Here is a 19,163-nt window from a genome sequence, read left to right as displayed (position 1 = left end):
CGCCTCGGCCAAGGAAGCCTGAGCACCAGTTGCGCTGTCCTGCCGGCGGCGGCTCGGGCCGGTGGCTCACCGCGCTGCTCCCCTTCCCGGGCGGCGAGGCACCGTGCGCGGTGCGGTGCGGGAAGCGCCCGAAGGACGCAGCGCGACCCCGGTGATCGAGACGGTGGAGCCGCTGGGGGCTACGCGCTGTGCGGCCGCAGTCCGTCGGTTCGGGCTGATGATCCGTCCCACGAGGTTGCAGTGCCTGCGCGACCGGCGTTTTCTGGAAGTATCCGATGGTGAAACATGAGCGCCTAGGGTGCGGCATGGACCGGGGACTCTGTCTCGATGTGTTTCTCCTGAGCAGAGCCTCGGTTGTGCGGTCCGTCGTCGTCGCCCGGCGTTCGACGCGGAGGTGAACCAGGTGAAAGCCGTTGTCTATGAGAAGCCCTTCAGCGTCGCTGTCAGGGATGTCGACGATCCGCATATCCAGCACCCGAACGACGTGCTGGTACGGGTCACCTCGACCGCCATCTGCGGATCCGACCTGCACATGTACGAGGGCCGTACGGCAGCCGAGTCGGGCATCGTCTTCGGACACGAGAACCTCGGCATAGTCGAGGAGGTCGGCTCCGGCGTGACCTCCCTGTCCAAGGGCGACCGCGTGGTCATGCCCTTCAACGTCGCCTGCGGGTTCTGCAAGAACTGTCTGGCCGGCAAGACCGGCTTCTGCCTCACGGTCAATCCGGGCTTCGCCGGCGGAGCCTACGGCTATGTGGCCATGGGCCCCTACAAGGGCGGGCAGGCAGAGCTGCTGCGGGTACCGTTCGCCGACTTCAACTGTCTGAAGCTGCCGCCGGGCGACGAGTTCGAGACCGATTTCGTGCTGCTCGCCGACATCTTCCCGACCGGGTACCACGGCTGCGAGCTCGCCAAGTTGTCCCCCGGCGAGAGTGTGGCCGTCTTCGGGGCCGGCCCGGTCGGGCTGATGGCCGCGTATTCGGCGCTGCTGCGCGGTGCGTCCAAGGTGTTCTCGGTCGACCGGGTGCCCGAGCGGCTCGCCAAGGCCGAGGAGATCGGGGCGATACCGATCGACTTCACCAAGGGCGACCCCGCCGAGCAGATCAAGGAACAGACCGGAGGCGAGGGGACCGACAAGGGCGTCGACGCGGTCGGCTACCAGGCCCAGGCGCACGACGCCAGCCACGAGGAACCCGCCGTCGTCCTGAACGCCCTCGTCGACACGGTACGGCCGACGGGCATGCTCGGCGTACCGGGCCTGTACGTCCCGTCCGACCCGGGCGGACCCGACGAACACGCCAAACACGGCCTGCTGCTGGTCTCCATCGGCCGGATGTTCGAGAAGGGCCAGCAGATGGGCACCGGCCAGTGCAACGTCAAGCAGTACAACCGCCAGCTGCGTGACCTGATCATCGCGGGGCGGGCCAAGCCCAGCTTCGTGGTCTCCCACGAACTGCCGCTGGAGGAGGCACCGGCAGCGTACGAGAAGTTCGACAAGCGGATCGAGGGCTACACCAAGGTCGTCCTGCATCCCGGCCACGCTCTCGCGGCGTAGGACCCGTCTTCACGGCGCGGCGGACCGGCTTCCGTGGCCGGTCCGCCGCGAGTCGCGCCTTCGTCACTCGACGGCACGGCCCGAATGCGGTGGCTCCGGCGGCCGGAACTCGCGCCCGACTGTCTCTGTAGGAGCCGCGGTGAGGGCGGTGATCCACTGGGCGGGCCAGGGTGCGCTCACCCGTTCCTCCCCCTGCGGCACGTGTACGACCGTGTAGCGACCGGACGCCGAGAGCCGACGCGGCCGGCCGTGGGTCTCCTCGCCCCACACCTCGAACCGGAACGTCATGGAGCGTGCCGATGCGTTCCACCCCGAGGACCGTGGTCACCTCCTGCTGGAACCAGAGGGGAGAGGCGAAGCCGACCTCGTAGTGCACGCGGGGCGCGGCACCGAAATAGCCGTCGACACCACGCTCGCGTACCAGAGCCGCCTCGGCCGCCTCCACGAACCGCACCACCGCGGAGTTGTGGTAGTGCCCGGAGGCATCGGTGTCCGGCCACTCCACACGGCACCGGTAGACGGTGCGGGCCATTCCAGGAGCCGTGGGCCGTACTTGCGAGGCAACAGGAAGTGATATCTCGTATTTTTCACGGCCGTCATTTAAAGTCAACACGTCAGCTCGCGGTCTGCGGGTGGTGGTGGGGTTGCCCGAACCCTGACAGAGCGAAAGAGGCGACGTGAAACTTGCATCCCTCGCCGTCGACGGCGTGCGGCGGTCCGGTGTCGTGAACGCGTCCGACCCGGAGGAGAAGGCCATGGACCACGTCTTCGGCCTTCTCGTCGCCAACGACGTCTCCCAGCGCGATCTCCAGCGGGCGCACGGCGGCGAGTGGCTCAAGGGCAAGAGCATCGACGCGACCATGCCGCTCGGGCCCTGGCTGACGACGGCCGACGAGATCGACGACCTCACCGGTCTGCGGGTGCGGTGCGAGGTCAACGGCCGGCTGTTGCAGGACGCGACCAGCGGCCAGATGGCCTTCTCCGTCCCCCGGATCATCGCCGAACTCAGCCGCGGCATGACCCTGCGCGCCGGGGACGTGGTTCTCACCGGCACACCGAGCGGCATCGGCAATGCCCGCGAGCCGCAGATCTTCTCACCGACGGCGATGTGGTCGTGACCTGGGTCGGCGGACTCGGTGAGCTCCGCAACACCGTGCGCCGGACCCGCCTCACCTGAGCGGATTCCGGCCCGGCGGAGTGCGCAGGGGGTCTGCCGGACCACCAGGCCGGCAGACCCCCGCTGTTCCGTCGCCGTCAGCCGTGACGTCCCGCGGCCTGGTACTCGTCGTCCGCGGCGGGAGAGGAGCCGACGTCGGTTCCCGGTTCCGCCCGGTCGGCGTGGCCCGGCCACCAGGCCGCGTGACCGATGAGCGCGGTGAGGCTCGGGGTGAAGAACATCGCCATGACGAACGCGGCGACCGCGATGCCGAAGGAGACCGCGAAGCCCATCTCCGTGAGCAGCGCGTTGCCCGCCAGCATCATCGTGGCGAAGGTCGCCGCCAGGATGAAGCCCGCCGCGGCCACCGTCGGACCGGCGTGCCGCAGCGCCATCCCGGCCGCCTCGCGCGGGTTGCGGCCCTCCCGGGCCTCCTCGCGGAGCCGGGCGATCATGAGGATGTTGTAGTCCGTGCCGATGGCGACCACGAAGAGATACATGATCACCGGGAGCATGAACATCAGCCCGGGCTTGTTCTGCGCATCCTGGAAGATCCAGACCGTGGCACCGAGCGTGGAGCCGAAGCCGAGCCCGACCGAGGCGATCAGGTACCAGGGGGCGACCACACTGCGCAGCAGGAGCCCCAGGATGACCATGATCAGCAGTGCGGCGACGGGGAACACGGTCCGGTAGTCGTGGTTGACCGCGGCGTCGATGTCCTTGTAGATCGAGGACATACCGCCCACGAGAGCCTCGGTGCCCTCGGGAGCGTTGGCGTGCGCGACGTCACGCACCCCGCCCACGGCCTCTATCGCCTTGTCCGTCGACGCCTCGTACTTGAGCGTGACGGTGAAGTCCGCTGTCGTACCAGCCTTGTTCACCTGGGTCATCCGGGCGCTCGCGACGCCGTCCACGGTACTGAGCTTCCGTGCGTACGTGCCGAAGTCCGCCGTGTCCAGCGGCTTGCCGTCCGTGCTGGACAGATAGACGTCGGTGGGTGCGGCGGCGCCCGCCGAGTACGCCTTCTGCATCTGGTCCTGGACGACCATGGACTCCTTGGTCTTGGGCATCGAGCCCGACGCCAGGTCGAACGTGGCCTTGTAGCCGAGCGTGCCGAGCGACAGCACGACCAGGACGAGACCGGAGACCGCCGCGGTCAGCGCCGGGCGGCGCTGCACCCCACGGCCCAGGGCCGCGAAACGCGCGTTGGCCGGCTCCCGTTGCCACGACTTCGAGGGCCAGAACACCTTCGGGCCGATGAGCGAGACGACGGCCGGGATCAGCGTCAGGCCCGCGATCAGGGTGACCGACACCGCGATGGCCAGCGCCGGGCCCATCTGCTTCAGGAAGCCCAGCGTGGACAGCACCAGCGCGAGGAAGGCGATGATCACCGCGCCGGCCGCCGAGGCGATGGCCTCACCGACCCGGCCGACGGCGTTGACCATGGCCTGCTTGGGTTCGTCACCCGCCCGCAGGCGTTCGCGATAACGGAACATCAGGAACAGGAAGTAGTCCGTGCCCACGCCGAAGAGCACGACGATCAGGATCGACGAGACGGAACTGTTCGCCTGAAGGTCGAACAGCTTGGTGGCGTACGCGATCAGCCCGTTGGCGATGGCCGACACCACGCCGATCACCACGAGGGGCAGGAAGGCCAGGATCGGCGCCCGGAAGATGATCAGCAGAGTCACCAGGATGATCACGAAGGTGCCGATGCCGATCAGCGCCTCACCGCGCTTGGACGAGTCCTGCTGGTCCAGGGCCTGCGCGGCCGAGCCGCCGAGCTTGACCTCCAGGTCCGTGCCCTTGGCCAGTTGCTTGACGTCGTCGCGCAACACCTTGGCCGCGTCCGCCTGGACGGGCTGGCCGGCCTTCTTGCTGTCCATCTGCACCAGGGTCAGGGTGTACCTGCCGTCCTTGGACGGCTGGCCGGGGACGACCTTCTGTACCTGGTCGATGTGCTTGTCACCCAGTTCGGTGGTGATCCGGGCGACGTCCTTCAGATCGGCGGCGCTGAGCTTGCCGCCGTCGGTGCGCTGGTACAGCGCGATCGCGGACGGTGTGAAGGCGCTGGGGAACGCCTTCTGCTGAAGATCGGCCGCTTTGATCGACTCGTAACTCTTGGGCAGGAAACTGCTCTCGTCGCTGTTCGAGGGCAGGCTCGGGGCGGTGGCGACGATCGCCACCGCCGCGATCAGCCATGCCACGATCGTCCAGACAGGATGCCGGACGACGGCAGTGCCAATACGTCGGAACATGCGGAAGGTCCTCCTGGGTAGGAAGATCACCGCAGCCCGGGGAGCGGACCCTGGCATCGGCGACCCCGACCGGCACGTGTCCAACGGGCCGGTCGCATAGTTGTCTTGCGGTCATATGGTAGGGATCACGGGTGGAGATCGGTCCAGTGAGTTTCCGGTAGCCCGACGACCGTCTCACGTGCGGCCCTGTCATCTGTACGGCAGGAACCCGGTCGGCGACCATCAAAGACATGATCGCCGTACCGTCGCCCGCCCGAAAGGCCGAACCATGTCAACGATCCGCCAGTGGCAGCTGCGGGCCGCGTTCGCGGTGCGGCTGTCGGAGATGTACGGGCGGGAAGTGCCCGCCTACACGACGCTGGTGGACGTCTCGCGCGAGGTCAACGAGGACGTACTGCGCGCCCGGGGAGCCGACGCCGAACGCCTCGGATCCATCGGCCGGGTGACCGCCGAGCGGCACGGGGCCATCCGCGTCGGCACACCGCGGGAACTGCGCCAGGTCGCCCGTGTCTTCGGCGCCCTCGGTATGCACCCGGTCGGCTTCTACGACCTGCGGGAGGCCGCCGCCAGCGCCGTCCCCGTCGTCTCCACCGCCTTCCGCCCGGTCGAGGGCGAGGAACTCGCCCGCAACCCCTTCCGGGTGTTCACCTCCATGCTCACCTCCGCCGACCCGCGCTTCTTCGACCCCGACCTGCGTGCGCGCCTGGAGACCTTCCTGGCCGGCCGCGAACTCTTTCCCCCCGAACTGCTCACGCTGGCCGACCGAGCCGCGGCCGACGGCGAACTGCCGGCGGACGAAGCCGAGCGCTTCCTCGGGCTGGCCGTGCGGGTCTTCGAGTTGTCGAAGGAACCGGTGGACCGGGCCTGGTACCGCACCCTGGAGAAGGTCTCCGCCGTCGCCGCCGACATCGGCGGCGTCCGTGGCACGCACATCAACCACCTCACCCCGCGCGTCCTGGACATCGACGAGTTCTACCGCCGTATGACGCACCGCGGTGTAGAGATGATCGACACCGTCCAGGGCCCGCCGGCCTGGAAGGGCCCAGACGTCCTGCTGCGCCAGACCTCCTTCCGGGCCCTGGCCGAAACCCGCCTCATGCGCACCGAGGACGGCAGCGTCGTCAGCGGCTCCCTGCGGGTGCGCTTCGGCGAGGTCGAGGCCCGCGGCATCGCCCTCACCCGCACCGGACGGGCCCACTACGACGAACTCCTCGGCCGCGTCGACGAGCAGGCGTCCCAGAACCCCACGGCGGCGCGCGGTGACATCGCGCGCGCCGTCTGGGAGCGGCACATGCCCGCCGGCGAGGAGGAACTCGCGGCCCAGGGGCTGGCGTACTTCACCTACCGGCTCGCCGACGGGCGGCCGCGCGACGGCGGCCGTCCGCCCACCCATGCCGGCGAACTGGTGCGGCAGGGCTGGGTGCTGGCCGAGCCCATCGTCTACGAGGACTTCCTGCCCCGCTCCGCCGCCGGCATCTTCCAGTCCAACCTCACCGGCGAGGGCACCCGCGACAACGACCAGCAGGGCACCGCCTACGACGCCGACTGGCTTTCCGGCGCCATCGGCCGCGAGGTCCTCGACCCCTTCGCCCTCTACGAGCAGCAGCAGGACCGCTCCCTCGCCCATGTCGCCCGCGCCCTGGGCCTCACCGGCCCTCCGCTGACCCCTCACCCTCTGGAGGTCCCACGATGACCAGCACCGCGCTGCCGACCACGGACGATCTGCGCACCCGCGCCCGGGCCTGCCTGCGGACCATCGGTGCGCGGGTCGCGGAGGGCGACGACTTCCCGGCTCGCACCCCCATCACCGGCGAGCACCTCTTCGGGCTGCGCGCGGCCACCGGCGACGACATCGAGGAGGCCCTCGCCGCCGCCCGTGCCGCCTTTCTCACCTGGCGCACCACACCCGCCCCGCGGCGCGGCGAACTCGTACGCCGGCTCGGGGAGTTGCTGCGTGAGCACAAGAGCGACCTGGCCGATCTCGTCACCGTCGAGGCGGGCAAGATCCGCTCCGAGGCGCTCGGCGAGGTCCAGGAGATGATCGACATCTGTGACTTCGCGGTCGGCCTGTCCCGCCAGCTGTACGGCCGTACGATCGCCTCCGAACGCCCCGGCCACCGGCTGGCCGAGACCTGGCACCCGCTCGGCGTGGTCGGCGTCATCTCGGCCTTCAACTTCCCCGTCGCCGTGTGGTCCTGGAACACGGCCGTCGCCCTGGTCTGCGGCGACACGGTGGTCTGGAAACCCTCGGAGCTCACCCCGCTGACCGCCGTGGCCTGCCACCACCTGCTCGCCCGCGCCGCGGAGGAGACCGGCGCACCCCGTGACGTACACCGTCTCCTGCTCGGTGACCGCGCGGTCGGCGAGCGGCTCGTCGACGACCCCCGGGTGGCCCTCGTCAGCGCCACGGGCTCCACCCGGATGGGCCGCGAGGTCGGCCCGCGCGTCGCCGCCCGGTTCGGCCGCAGCCTGCTGGAACTCGGCGGCAACAACGCGGCGATCGTCGCCCCGTCCGCCGACCTGGACCTCGCCGTCCAGGGCATCGTCTTCGCGGCGGCCGGCACGGCGGGCCAGCGGTGCACCACACTGCGCCGCCTCATCGTCCACCGCGACATCGCCGACCCCCTCGTCGAGCGCCTGACCGCGGTCTACGGCAGGCTGCCGGTCGGCAGCCCGTTCGACGACACGACGCTGGTCGGCCCGCTCATCTCCACCGCCGCCCTCGACGCCATGCACCACGCCCTCACCCGCGTCCAGGCGCAGGGCGGCAAGGTCCTGGCCGGCGGAAACCGGCGGCTGGCCGACGCGGCACCGGCGGCCGCCTACACCGAGCCCGTCCTGGTGCGCGTCGACGAACAGACCGACGTCGTACGGGAGGAGACCTTCGCGCCGATCCTGTACGTCCTCGCCTATGACACCCTCGACGAGGCGATCGCACTGCACAACGACGTCCCGCAGGGCTTGTCGTCCAGCATCTTCACCCGGGACCAGCGGGAGGCCGAGATCTTCCTGTCCGCCGCCGGCTCCGACTGTGGTATCGCCAACGTCAACATCGGCACCTCCGGAGCCGAGATCGGCGGTGCCTTCGGCGGCGAGAAGGACACCGGAGGGGGCCGCGAGTCCGGCTCCGACGCCTGGAAGGCGTACATGCGCGCGACCACCAACACGGTCAACTACTCCGGCGAACTGACCCTTGCCCAGGGCGTCAGCTTCCTCTGACGAGGCCCTGGAAGTAGGCGGCGGCCCGGCTCACGTCCCGGAAGCTGTTTCGAGATGTTGCCCACGACCACCGCCGCTAGGTGCTCGGCGTCGCCGCACACTCTCTTCTCCGGCAGCGGTGCGTACACGGTCAGCTGGAACAGCTCCACGGTGTGGTCGCCGGCGGAGTTCGGGTACGTGCGGTGGGGTGTCCGCACGGTGCAGCTGTCGTCCTCGGCCTCCTCCGCGACGAAGTAGCCGCGTGTTCCGGCGACTTCCACAGGATGCCCGTCGTCGGAGTCCAGCGAGCTGTCGCGGCTGAACTGGATCTCCACCTCGCGGTTGCCGTCGTCGCTGGACCAGTCGCAGCCCCACCCGCCGAAGCCGCGGTCCCGGTTGTCCACGTCGACGGCGGGCACACGAGTGAGGGAGGCCGCGTCGACCAGTCTTCAGGGGTCGGCCGTGCGGGCCTCACCATCGTGCCGGCGGCCCGCACTGTGGCCGGGGGCTTCGCATCCGTGGCGGTGTTCTTGTCGTCCTCTCTCACGCGTCACGGCAGAGGCTCGCCGAACGCCTCGGCGCCAGATTCGTCGTGGCCGCCGCCCGGCGTTCCGGCCGCTCCCTCGGGCAGCAGGAAGGCGGTGAGCGCGGCCGTGTCGTCCTGCAACTTGTCGTGGCTGTACGCCAGCAGATCCTGATGGAGCCGTTCCAGCAGCTCCGGGGGCGGCATCGGCCCCCACGAGCGCAGCCGCTGGAGCAGGGGGTAGAAGGAACCGTCCGGGTCGCGGGTCTCGGTGACGCCGTCCGTGTAGAGCAGCAGCTGGTCGCCCGGGCCGAAGGGGTAGGTGTCGACGCGGTAGGGGTCGCCGACGAGCATGCCGAGGTTCAGGGGCAGCCCAGGCCGCCCCCGGTCCAGCTCGCTCACCTCGCCGGGGCGGATGAGCAGCGGCGGCGGATGGCCGCAGTTGAGGACGCGGACGACCCTCTCGTCGTCGGGGATCTCGGCGAAGACGGAGGTGACGAACCGCTCGCCCGTCTCGCTGCCGCCCAGCTGGTCGGCCCGGCGCGTCATGCTGATGTCCACCCGCTCCACCAGGGCACGCAGATCGGGTTCGTCGTGCGCGGCCTCACGGAACGCGCCCAGCATCGCGGCGGCGGTCTCCACCGCGAGCAGGCCCTTGCCCCGCACGTCACCGATGAGCAGCCGTACCCCGTACGCGGTCGGCACGGCCTCGAAGAGGTCGCCACCGATCCGTGCCTCCGCGGCGGCGGACAGGTAGAAGCTCTCCAGCAGCAGGTTCCCGATCCGGTGCGGGACCGGTCTGAGCAGGACGCGCTGCGCGATCTCGGCCACGAACCGGACGTCGGCCAGGGTGCGTTCCCGGCGGATCCGGTGCGCGGCCAGGATCGTGCCCAGGGCGCCCACCAGGGCCGTACACCCGTAGGCGGCCACGTAATGACGTTCCCAGAGCAAGCCGACGGTCCGCCCCGCGCAGCACGGGGTTCCGGCCAGTAAAAGTTCGAGGCCGATGGCGAAGGCGGTGGCACCGGCGACCACGACGGGCGGGTGCGCGAAGGCGGTCACCACGGGCAGGGCGATCAGTGCGAAGCTGACCGGCCAGTCCACGGGGGTGACCGGTTCGATCAGCAGTACACCGACGACGTACAGGACCGGAAGCCAGCGCATCCACGCGGGGGGCGCGGGCAGTGCTGGGTTCTGACCGTCGTGCCTCACCCGGGACTCCTGGCATACGAATCTCGACAAGACGCCCAGCCTCCCGGGCCGCAGCCCGACGCGCCGGTGATTGCTCCACCCAGCGGCATGTTCCGGCGGCCGCGGCAGCGTTCGTCTTCATCTTCGAAACATTCGAGGATGGTGAGGATCTGTAATCGATCTTGAACTGGTCAATTGTCGACAGAGCCGATCGCCTTTCCGTCCGCCATTCGCCTGAGGTGCCGCTGTTGCCGAATCGGTCAAGCGAAGGTTTCGAAACAGTTACCGAAACTGTTGACAGATGGCATGGGCAGACCAACACTCCCACCAAGCCACACCCGCACAGGCCACACGAGGAGGCACTCCATGAACCCGCTCGACCACGCCCTGAGCCGCCGGAGCGCCGGCGCCCTGCTGCTGGGCGCCGCCGCCGGGCTGGCTCTGCCCGGCACTGCCCGCGCCGCCACCGTCGTCACCACGAACCAGACCGGCACCAGCAACGGCTACTACTACTCGTTCTGGACCGACGCGCAGGGCACGGTCTCCATGACCCTGGGCTCCGGCGGCAACTACAGCGCCGGCTGGAGCAACACGGGCAACTTCGTCTGCGGCAAGGGGTGGAGCACCGGCGCCCGCCGGAACGTGACCTACTCGGGCAGCTTCAGCCCGTCCGGCAACGGCTACCTGTCCCTCTACGGCTGGACGTCCAACCCGCTCGTCGAGTACTACATCGTCGACAACTGGGGCACCTACCGGCCCACCGGCACATACAAGGGCAGCGTTACCAGCGACGGCGGCACGTACGACATCTACCTGACGACGCGGTACAACGCCCCGTCCGTCGAAGGCACCAAGACCTTCAACCAGTACTGGAGCGTTCGCCAGTCGAAGCGCACCGGCGGCACCATCACCACCGGCAACCACTTCGACGCCTGGGCCAGGGCCGGCATGTCCCTCGGCAGCTTCAGCTACTACCAGATCCTCGCGACCGAGGGCTACCAGAGCAGCGGCAGCTCCAACATCACGGTGGCGTGATGAGTGCCGTAGCGGAACGCTCATTACGCCCCTTGCTGGCTACCGCCGCCACCCTCGCGCTGGCCGCCGCGGGCACGCTCGCCGTAGGCGCCGCCCCGGCCCACTCCGCCACCTGCGCCGGCTACGTCGGTCTCACCTTCGACGACGGGCCGTCCACCGCCCACACGCCGGGCCTGCTCAGCGCCCTCAAGGCGAACGGGTTGCGGGCCACCCTGTTCAACGAGGGCCAGTACGCGGCCGCCTACCCGGCCCAGGTCCGGGCCGAGGTGAGCGCGGGCATGTGGGTCGGCAACCACAGCTACACCCACCCGCATCTGACCCAGCAGACCCAGGCGCAGATCGACTCCGAGATCTCCCGCACCCAGTCGGCCGTCGCCGGCGCCGGTGGCGGGATCCCGGTGCTCTTCCGGCCGCCTTACGGCGAGACCAACGCGACCGTGCGCACCGTCGAGGCCAAGTACGGGCTGACCGAGATCATCTGGGACGTCGACTCGCAGGACTGGAACGGCGCGAGCACCGACGCGATCGTGCAGGCCGTCTCCCGGCTCACCAGCGGCCAGATCATCCTCATGCACGAGTGGCCGGCCAACACGCTCGCTGCGATCCCGCGCATGGCGCAGACCCTTACGGCCAAGGGACTGTGCTCCGGGCGGATCTCCGCACAGACCGGCCGCGCGGTCGCTCCCTGAGAACAGGTGCACAAGGGGCGCGGCGGTCGGCCAACCGCCGCGCCATCCTCATGGCTTCGGATGAAAAGGGATCTTTCGCACGCTCTCCGACGCTAGGTTCGTCCTCGTGGACTACTACGACCTGGGCGGTCACAGCCGGCGCGTGACCACGTCGTCCCCCGAGGCGCAGACGTGGTTCGACCGGGGGCTGATCTGGACCTACGCCTTCAACCACGAGGAGGCCGTCCGCTGTTTCGAGGCGGCCGGCGCGGCGGACCCGGAGTGTGCCATGGCCGACTGGGGCGTGGCCTACGCCCTCGGCCCCAACTACAACAAACCCTGGGACTTCTTCGACCAGGAGGAGATCGCACGCACGGTGGAGCGCACGCACGCCGCCGTGGAGCGCGCCCACGCCAAGGCCGCCCACGCGACCCCCGTCGAGCGGGCCCTCGTCGAGGCTCTGCGCGCCCGCTACCCGCAGGCCGCGGCCCCGGACGCGGAGGCCTGCTCGGTGTGGAACACGGCCTACGCCGACAGCATGCGCGGAGTGTACGAACTGGTGCCCGACGACCTCGACGTCGCCGCCCTGTACGCCGACGCTCTGATGAACCTCACCCCATGGCAGCTCTGGGACATCCGCAGCGGCCGGCCTGCCGAAGGCGCCCGCACCGTGGAGGCCAAGGCCGTGCTGGAGCGCGCCCTCGGTACCGAGGCGGCCGCTCGCCACCCCGGCCTGCCGCACCTCTACATCCACCTGATGGAGATGTCACCCACCCCCGAGACCGCCCTGCCCGTCGCCGACCTGCTGCGCGACCTGGTCCCCGACGCCGGGCACCTCCAGCACATGCCCTCGCACCTGGAGGTCCTCTGCGGCGACTACCGGCGCGTGCTCTCCGACAACGCCGCGGCCGTCGCCGCCGACGACAAGTACCACGCCCGCGCCGGCGCGATGAACTTCTACACCCTCTACCGCTGCCACAACCTCCACTTCCGGATCTACGGCGCGATGTTCCTGGGCCGCCTCCAGGACGCCCTCACCACTGCCGAACGGCTCGAAGCCGCCGTACCCGAGGAACTGCTGCGCGTGGAGAGCCCGCCGATGGCCGACTGGCTGGAGGGCTTCCTCGCGATGCGGGTGCACGTCCTGATCCGCTTCGGCCGCTGGGACGACATCCTGCGCCTGCCGCTGCCCGCCGACCCCCGGCTGTACTGCGTGACCACCGCGATGCTGCACTACGCGCGCGGCGTCGCCCACTCCGCCACCGGCCGGATCGCCGAGGCCGAGGGGGAACGCGCCCGCTTCCGGGAGGCGGCCACCGCGGTGCCCGGCACCCGCATGCTGTTCAACAACACCTGCGCCGACATCCTGGCCATCGCCTCCGCGATGCTCGACGGCGAACTCGCCTACCGCAAGGGCGACTTCGACACCGCCTTCGCCGAACTGCGCCGGTCCGTCGACCTGGACGACAACCTTCCCTACGACGAGCCATGGGGCTGGATGCAGCCCACCCGGCACGCCTACGGCGCCCTGCTCCTGGAGCGCGGCCGGGTCGAGGAGGCCGAGGCGGTCTACCGGGCCGACCTCGGCCTGGACGACACGCTGCCCCGGCCGTTGCAGCATCCGGGCAACGTCTGGTCCCTGCACGGCTTCCACGAATGCCTCCGGCGGCTCGGCAAGGAGGGCGAGGCACGGATCGTGGCCCACCAGCTGAAGCTCGCGGCGGCGACGGCGGACGTGCCGATCACGGCGTCCTGCTTCTGCCGTACCGACTGCTGCCGTACGGGTTAGAGCGTCCGGGCGACCAGCAGCGCCACGTCATCGTGGTCGTCCGGGTGGCGCAGCCCGTGCAGCAGCAGGTCACAGGTCTCCTCCAGCGGCCGGTGGGGCTCGTCCAGGAAGCCGAGCAGAACTGTGAGGCGGTCCTCGATGGGGTGGCGGCGGGTCTCGACCAGGCCGTCGGTGTACAGGACCAGGAGGTCACCCGCGGCAAGGTCGACGGTGGTGGTCTCGAAGGGGATGCCGCCGACGCCGAGCGGGGCGGCGGGCGGCAGCTCCAGCAGGCCCGGCACACCTCCGGAGTGCACCAGCGCGGGCGGCATATGGCCCGCGTTGGCGATCTCACAGCTCCGGCTGCGCGGGTCGTACACCGCGTAGAGACAGGTGACGATGTAGTGCTCAAGATCGCAGGTGATCCGGTCCAGATGCTGGAGCACGGCGGCCGGGGGCAGCTCAAGGTCCGCGTAGGCACAGGTGGCGGTGCGCAGCCTGCCCATGGTGGCGGCCGCGTCGATGCCGTTGCCCATCACGTCGCCGACGACCAGCGCGGTCCGGTCGTCCGACAGCGGGATCACGTCGTACCAGTCGCCGCCGACCTCGCTGGTCGCCTGGGCGGGCTGGTAGCGGGAGGCCAGTTCGAGGCCCGGGTGGTGCGGCGGGTGGTCGGGGAGGAGGCTGCGCTGGAGGGTGAGGGCGGTGTTGCGGACGCTCTGGAACCAGCGGGCGTTGTCGATGGCCACGGCGGCCCGCCCGGCCAGCTCGGTGGCGAGGACGACGTCGTCCTCGTCGAAGGGCAGCGGATTGCGGGTGCGCTTGAGGTCGAGGGCGCCGAGCACCTCCCCGTGGGCGATCAGCGGCACCGCGAGATACGAGTGGACACCGGCCTGTGTCAGCAGCTCGCCCGCCTCCGCGTTGCGGGCGATACGTGGCAGATCGTGGGGGCCGACATGCGGGACCAGGACCGGCCGCGCGGTGTGCACACACAGCGTGACCAGCCGGTCGCCGTCGTAGGCCGCGAGGTCACCTGGCGGGTCGGCGGCCTGCAGCGCGACCGTGGGATGGGCCGCCGTCAGGGCGAGGGCACGGAACAGCTCCGGGCCGTTCTGCGGTCTACGGGAGCGACGCAGGGCCAGCGCCGCGTCCAGTATGTCGACTGCGACCACGTCCGCGAGGACGGGAGTGGCGATCTCGGCCAGCTCGTGCGCCGTGCGCTCCACCTCCAGCGAGGTGCCCACCCGGGCCGAGGCGTCCGCGATGAGGGCGAGACGGCGCCGGGCCCGGTCGGCCTCCGCGGCGGCACGGTGCCGCTCGGTGACGTCGACGACCGAGGTCGCCGCGCCCAGGACGCGGCCGCCGGGATCCTCCAGCCGGTAGAACGACATCGACCAGGCGTGCTCGTGCTCGGAATCGGTCGGCGGACGGCCCACGTGGTACTGGTCGAGGAGCGGAGTGCCGGTGGTGAGCACCTGGCGCAGCGCCGATTCGACGGTGTCGATGTCGGGCAGCGGCAGGGTCTCCCGCAGATGGCGGCCGATGTGCTCCTCAGCGGGCACACCGTCGATCCGCTCCAGTGCCGGGTTCACCAGGAGGTAACGCAGGTCCGGGTCGAGGAGGGCCAGGCCGATCGGGGACTGGTTGATGAGCCGCTCGCACAGCGCCAGGTCGGTCTCCACCCGCTGGAGCATGGCGTGGTCGGCCACGATGCCCAGCGCGTACACGTCCCCGAGATCGTCAAGGAGCCGCATGGTGCGGAACTCCATCAGCCGGCTGTCGCCGTCCTTGCGCCGGACCGGGAAGGCACCGGCCCAGCTGTGGCCGGTCTCCATCACCTCCATGAACAGGTTCACGGCCGCCTTCAGATGCTCCGGATGAACAAGGAGTCGCGCCGCGCTCTTGCCCAGGGCGTCCTCGGCCGTGTAGCCGAAGAGTTCCTCTGCCTGCGGGGTCCAGAACACGATCCGGCCTTGCGAGTCCAGCGCCACCGCGGCCACGCTCAGCACGTCCAGCAGACCGGTCGGACGCGCTCCGCCGGGGCCGTACTCCTCAGCGTCGGAGCCGCTGGAGCCACCGGACCGCAGGAAACCCACAGCCATGCCTCACCACCTCCACCGGCCGGCGGGACGACACCGCTGCTACGGCATTTCGATGCTGCCCCCGGGGCGTCCGCCCGCGCCGACTCCAGGCCGAGTACCCCGCTGCGCGCGGGGCTCCCGCCCCCGTTGCCCTGAGGGCCGTGCGCATCGGGTGGACAAGCAGGAACATTGGGGTACGTAGAGGATGTAGCCAATGGATTTCCCGCGCGAAGATTTCGAGGTGCCGCCCTCTGTGGGCCCGCACGACCTCGTCGACGCCTCCAGCGACGCGGCGGCGGTGCTGTCGGCCGAGGGCGTCGTGATCGGCTGGACCCGTGGCGCCGAGGCCCTGCTCGGCCGTCCGGCCACCGAGGTGGTCGGCCGTCCCGCGGCCCGGCTGCTCGCCATGCGCGCGGACCCGGCCCGCGCCGCCGGCGTCGCCGCGCGTTGCCGCTCCGGCATGGGGTGGAGCGGGCTCATCCCGGTACGGCACCGCGACGGCCGCGCCCTCGACGTGGACCTGCGGGTCTCCGCCTCCTTTCATATCGACGGAGACGAGTGTTTCCTCCTCTCCGCCCGTGAACGGCGGCCGCAGTGGACGGCGGGGCAGTCCGTCCTCGACGGGTTCCTGACCCGCTCGCCGATCGGCATGGCCGTGATGGACCCGGAGCTGCGCTATGTGTGGCTGAACGACACCCTGGAACGCTTCGGCGGAGTGCCCCGGGAGCAGCGCCTGGGCCGCCGGCTGAGCGAGCTGCTGCCCGGACTGCAGGGGGCCACCATCGAAGGCCTGATGCGCAAGGTGCTCACCACCCGGGAGCCGGTCACCGACTACGAGTACCTCGGCTGGAGCTGGGCCGATCCGCACCGCCAACGCGCCTACTCCACGTCGTTCTTCCCGCTCGTCGACGCCGACGACTCCGTGACCGGCGTCTGCTACATGGTCGCCGACGTGACCGAGCGATGGAACGCCCGCCAGCGGCTGTCGATGGTCAACGAGGCCGGCACCCGCATCGGCACCACCCTCGACATGCTGCGCACCGCCCAGGAACTCGCCGACTTCGCCGTCCCCCGCTTCGCCGACTTCGTCATCGTCGACCTCCTGGAGCCCGTCCTGAGCACCGAGGGCCACGGCACCTGGCTGACCGACGCGGGCCCGGCGTCCACCGGTCCGGTGATGCGGCGCGCCGCACTGAAGACCGTCCGCGACGGCAACCCCGAGGTCGTGGCGTACATCGGCGACGACCCGGTGGACTTCCTGCCCCCGGCGCACGGCATCGACCTGCTCATCAACGGCGAGCCGGTGCTCATCCCCGAGCTCGACCCGGAGGACCCGCTGTGGCTCTCCGAGCAGCCCGAACGGACCGCGCGCATAAGGGAGTTCGGACTGCACTCCCTCATGGCGGTCCCGATGCGGGCGCGCAACACCGCCCTGGGCCTCACCACGTTCGCCCGCTCGCTCAACCCGGTCCCCTACCAGCCCGACGACGTCCTGCTCGCCGGCGAACTGGTCGCGCGCGCCGCCGTCTGCGTCGACAACGCCCGCCGCTACACGAGGGAGCACACGGCGGCCGTCACCCTGCAGCGCAGTCTGCTGCCCCAGGCCCTGACGGGCGGTACGGCCCTGGAGGTGGCGTCCTCCTACCTGCCGGCGGACGCGACGGACGGCGTCGGCGGCGACTGGTTCGACGTGATCCCGCTGTCCGGCGCCCGGGTCGGTCTGGTCGTCGGCGACGTGGTCGGCCACGGCCTCACCGCGGCGGCGAGCATGGGCCGGCTGCGCACCGCCGTCCAGACCCTCGCCGACATGGACATGCCCCCCGACGAACTCCTCGCCCACCTCGACGACCTGGTGCTGCGGCTGGGGGACGAGGAGAGCGGGAGCGCGGTCTCCCAGGGCAGCTCGGCCACGTTCGTCGGAGCGACCTGTCTGTACGCGGTCTACGATCCGGTGACCCGGCGCTGCGCCATGGCCCGGGCCGGACATCCGCCGCCGGTCGTCGTGGCACCCGACGGCCGGGTCTGGTTCGCCGAGCTGCCCGCCGGACCGCCGCTCGGGCTGGGCGGCATGGCCTTCGAGGCCACCGAGATCGAACTCGCCGAGAACAGCCTGTTCGGCCTCTACACCGACGGCCTCATCGAAGGAGCCGACCAGGACGTCGAACGGGGCATGGCCGGCCTCCGCTCCGCACTGGCCAGCCCCCACGCCGACCTTTCCACGCTGTGCGCGGCCACCGTGCAGCAGCTGGTCCCGGTGCCCCAGCCCGACGACATCGCCCTGCTCCTGGCCCGCACCCACGCGCTGGGCGCCGACGACGTCGTCTCCTGGGACGTGCCGGTGGACCCGGCCGCCGTCGTCGACGTCCGGGCCCGGGCGGTACGCCAGGTGGTGGCGTGGGGCTACGACGAGCTGGCGATGACCACCGAACTCATCGTCAGCGAACTGGTCACCAACGCCATCCGCTACGCCGAACCGCCCATCCGGCTGAGGCTGTTGCGCGACTCCCGGCTGACCTGTGAGGTCGCCGACGCCAGCAGCACCGCACCCCGGCTGCGGCACGCCCGCAGCACGGACGAGGGCGGCCGCGGCCTCTTCCTGGTGGCCCAGCTCGCCCACCGCTGGGGCGCCCGCTACACAGGCGAGGGCAAGATCATCTGGGCCGAGCTGGAGATCCCGGACAGAACACCTAGCGCGCGAGGAGTTCGAGGGTGTCGATCACCCGGTTCGAGAAGCCCCACTCGTTGTCGTACCAGGCCACCACCTTGATGTGGCGGCCGTCGACGCGGGTGAGGGCCGAGTCGAAGATCGCCGAGGCCGGGTTGCCCGTGATGTCCGAGGAGACCAGCGGGTCGTCCGAGTACTCGAGGATGCCCGCGAGCGGCCCCTCCGCGGCGGCGCGGTACGCCGCCAGCACGTCGTCCCGGGTCACGTCACGGGAGACCGTCGTGTTGAGCTCGACGATCGAGCCCACCGGCACCGGCACCCGGATCGAGTCGCCGGACAGCCTGCCGTCGAGGTTCGGCAGCACCAGGCCGATCGCCTTGGCGGCGCCGGTCGTGGTCGGCACGATGTTGACGCCGGCGGCACGGGCGCGACGGGCGTCGCGGTGCGGACCGTCCTGCAGGTTCTGCTCCTGCGTGTAGGCGTGCACGGTCGTCATGAACCCGTGCTCGATACCGGCGAGTTCGTCGAGCACGGCGGCCAGCGGCGCGAGCGCGTTGGTCGTGCACGAGGCGTTGGAGACGACCGTGTGCGTGTCCGGGTGGTAGGCGTCGGTGTTCACGCCGAATGCGAGCGTGACGTCGGCACCGTCCGACGGCGCGCTGACCAGGACCTTCCTCGCACCCGCGTCGAGGTGGGCACGAGCGGCCTTGGCCGATGTGAAGCGGCCGGTCGACTCCAGCACGATGTCCACGCCGAGAGCGGCCCACGGCAGCTGCGCCGGTTCCCGCTCGGCGAGCACCTTGATACGGCGGCCGTCGACGACGAGGACGTCACCGTCCACGGTCACCGGGCGCCCGAGGCGCCCTGCTGTCGAGTCGAAGGCGAGCAGCCGCGCGAGAGCGGTGGGCTCCGTGAGGTCGTTGACGGCGACGATCTCGAGGCTGCTGTCCCGCTCCAGCAGGGCGCGCAGCACATTGCGTCCGATGCGGCCGAATCCGTTGATGGCGATACGAGTCATGAGTGGCGTCCCTTCGCTATGCCACCAGGTTCGTGGGCCGTACTCAC

Annotated in this window: 13 protein-coding genes and 1 pseudogene; 8 read left to right on the top strand and 6 right to left on the bottom strand. The window is 70.5% G+C overall.

Going from position 1 to position 19,163, the window contains the following annotated elements:
* The first annotated feature begins 403 nt into the window (after positions 1-403).
* Positions 404-1,555: a glutathione-independent formaldehyde dehydrogenase gene (locus tag ACZ7OO_RS04395; protein ID WP_471501376.1), complete on the top strand. Its 1,152-nt coding sequence runs from the start codon at positions 404-406 to the stop codon at positions 1,553-1,555.
* A 63-nt stretch (positions 1,556-1,618) separates the two neighbouring features.
* Here the strand turns inward: ACZ7OO_RS04395 and ACZ7OO_RS04390 are convergent, their stop codons facing one another.
* Positions 1,619-1,843, bottom strand: coding sequence for a hypothetical protein (locus ACZ7OO_RS04390; protein ID WP_471501374.1), 225 nt, complete (start codon positions 1,841-1,843; stop codon positions 1,619-1,621).
* A gap of 389 nt (positions 1,844-2,232) precedes the next feature.
* Between ACZ7OO_RS04390 and ACZ7OO_RS04385 the strand changes: the two genes are divergently transcribed.
* Positions 2,233-2,673, top strand: a complete 441-nt coding sequence (locus ACZ7OO_RS04385) for a fumarylacetoacetate hydrolase family protein (protein ID WP_471501372.1) — start codon at positions 2,233-2,235, stop codon at positions 2,671-2,673.
* 136 nt (positions 2,674-2,809) lie between these two features.
* Here ACZ7OO_RS04385 and ACZ7OO_RS04380 read toward each other — a convergent pair whose 3' ends face one another.
* Positions 2,810-4,969, bottom strand: coding sequence for an MMPL family transporter (locus tag ACZ7OO_RS04380; RefSeq protein WP_471501370.1), 2,160 nt, complete (start codon positions 4,967-4,969; stop codon positions 2,810-2,812).
* A gap of 268 nt (positions 4,970-5,237) precedes the next feature.
* On the opposite strand from ACZ7OO_RS04380, the gene hglS reads away from it, so the two are divergent.
* Positions 5,238-6,662, top strand: coding sequence for a 2-oxoadipate dioxygenase/decarboxylase (hglS, locus tag ACZ7OO_RS04375; protein WP_471501368.1), 1,425 nt, complete (start codon positions 5,238-5,240; stop codon positions 6,660-6,662).
* Positions 6,659-8,188 (top strand): L-piperidine-6-carboxylate dehydrogenase, encoded by a 1,530-nt coding sequence (amaB, locus tag ACZ7OO_RS04370; protein ID WP_471501366.1) that lies wholly within the window; start codon positions 6,659-6,661, stop codon positions 8,186-8,188. Before hglS ends, amaB begins: the two co-directional genes overlap by 4 nt.
* Here amaB and ACZ7OO_RS04365 read toward each other — a convergent pair.
* Both ACZ7OO_RS04365 and ACZ7OO_RS04360 read right to left on the bottom strand, forming a co-directional pair.
* A complete protein-coding gene (locus ACZ7OO_RS04365) occupies positions 8,143-8,586 on the bottom strand; it encodes a hypothetical protein (RefSeq protein ID WP_471501364.1) in 444 nt (147 codons plus the stop codon). The two genes, amaB and ACZ7OO_RS04365, sit on opposite strands and share 46 nt — an antisense overlap.
* Before the next feature lie 131 nt (positions 8,587-8,717).
* Positions 8,718-9,902 carry a PP2C family protein-serine/threonine phosphatase gene (locus ACZ7OO_RS04360; RefSeq protein WP_471501362.1) on the bottom strand — a complete coding sequence of 395 codons (1,185 nt, stop codon included), beginning with the start codon at positions 9,900-9,902 and terminating at the stop codon, positions 8,718-8,720.
* A 345-nt stretch (positions 9,903-10,247) separates the two neighbouring features.
* On the opposite strand from ACZ7OO_RS04360, the gene ACZ7OO_RS04355 reads away from it, so the two are divergent.
* The 3 genes and pseudogenes from ACZ7OO_RS04355 to ACZ7OO_RS04345 all read left to right on the top strand — a co-directional run bounded on the left by ACZ7OO_RS04355 (position 10,248) and on the right by ACZ7OO_RS04345 (position 13,373).
* On the top strand, positions 10,248-10,916 hold the full coding sequence (locus ACZ7OO_RS04355) for a glycoside hydrolase family 11 protein (RefSeq protein ID WP_352218900.1): 669 nt from the start codon (positions 10,248-10,250) through the stop codon (positions 10,914-10,916).
* Positions 10,916-11,602 (top strand): annotated as a pseudogene (locus ACZ7OO_RS04350) (polysaccharide deacetylase family protein); the annotation flags it as partial. The gene ACZ7OO_RS04355 and the pseudogene ACZ7OO_RS04350, both read left to right, overlap by 1 nt.
* Before the next feature lie 109 nt (positions 11,603-11,711).
* Entirely contained in the window at positions 11,712-13,373 is a 1,662-nt protein-coding gene (locus ACZ7OO_RS04345; RefSeq protein WP_471501360.1) for a hypothetical protein, read from the top strand.
* Here the strand turns inward: ACZ7OO_RS04345 and ACZ7OO_RS04340 are convergent.
* Positions 13,370-15,454, bottom strand: coding sequence for a SpoIIE family protein phosphatase (locus ACZ7OO_RS04340; protein ID WP_471501358.1), 2,085 nt, complete (start codon positions 15,452-15,454; stop codon positions 13,370-13,372). The genes ACZ7OO_RS04345 and ACZ7OO_RS04340 overlap by 4 nt on opposite strands.
* 193 nt (positions 15,455-15,647) lie before the next feature.
* Here ACZ7OO_RS04340 and ACZ7OO_RS04335 point away from each other — a divergent pair, with 193 nt between their 5' ends.
* Complete coding sequence (locus tag ACZ7OO_RS04335) at positions 15,648-18,200, top strand: SpoIIE family protein phosphatase (protein WP_471501356.1); 2,553 nt, start codon at positions 15,648-15,650, stop codon at positions 18,198-18,200.
* Here ACZ7OO_RS04335 and gap read toward each other — a convergent pair.
* On the bottom strand, positions 18,121-19,116 hold the full coding sequence (gap, locus tag ACZ7OO_RS04330; protein WP_471501354.1) for a type I glyceraldehyde-3-phosphate dehydrogenase: 996 nt from the start codon (positions 19,114-19,116) through the stop codon (positions 18,121-18,123). The genes ACZ7OO_RS04335 and gap overlap by 80 nt on opposite strands.
* Positions 19,117-19,163: the final 47 nt, after the last annotated feature.

The sequence above is a fragment of the Streptomyces sp. NPDC111744 genome (genome assembly GCF_055634995.1).
The sequence above is the reverse complement of the archived record's forward strand: the minus strand, read 5'-3'. Positions and strand labels throughout refer to the sequence as shown.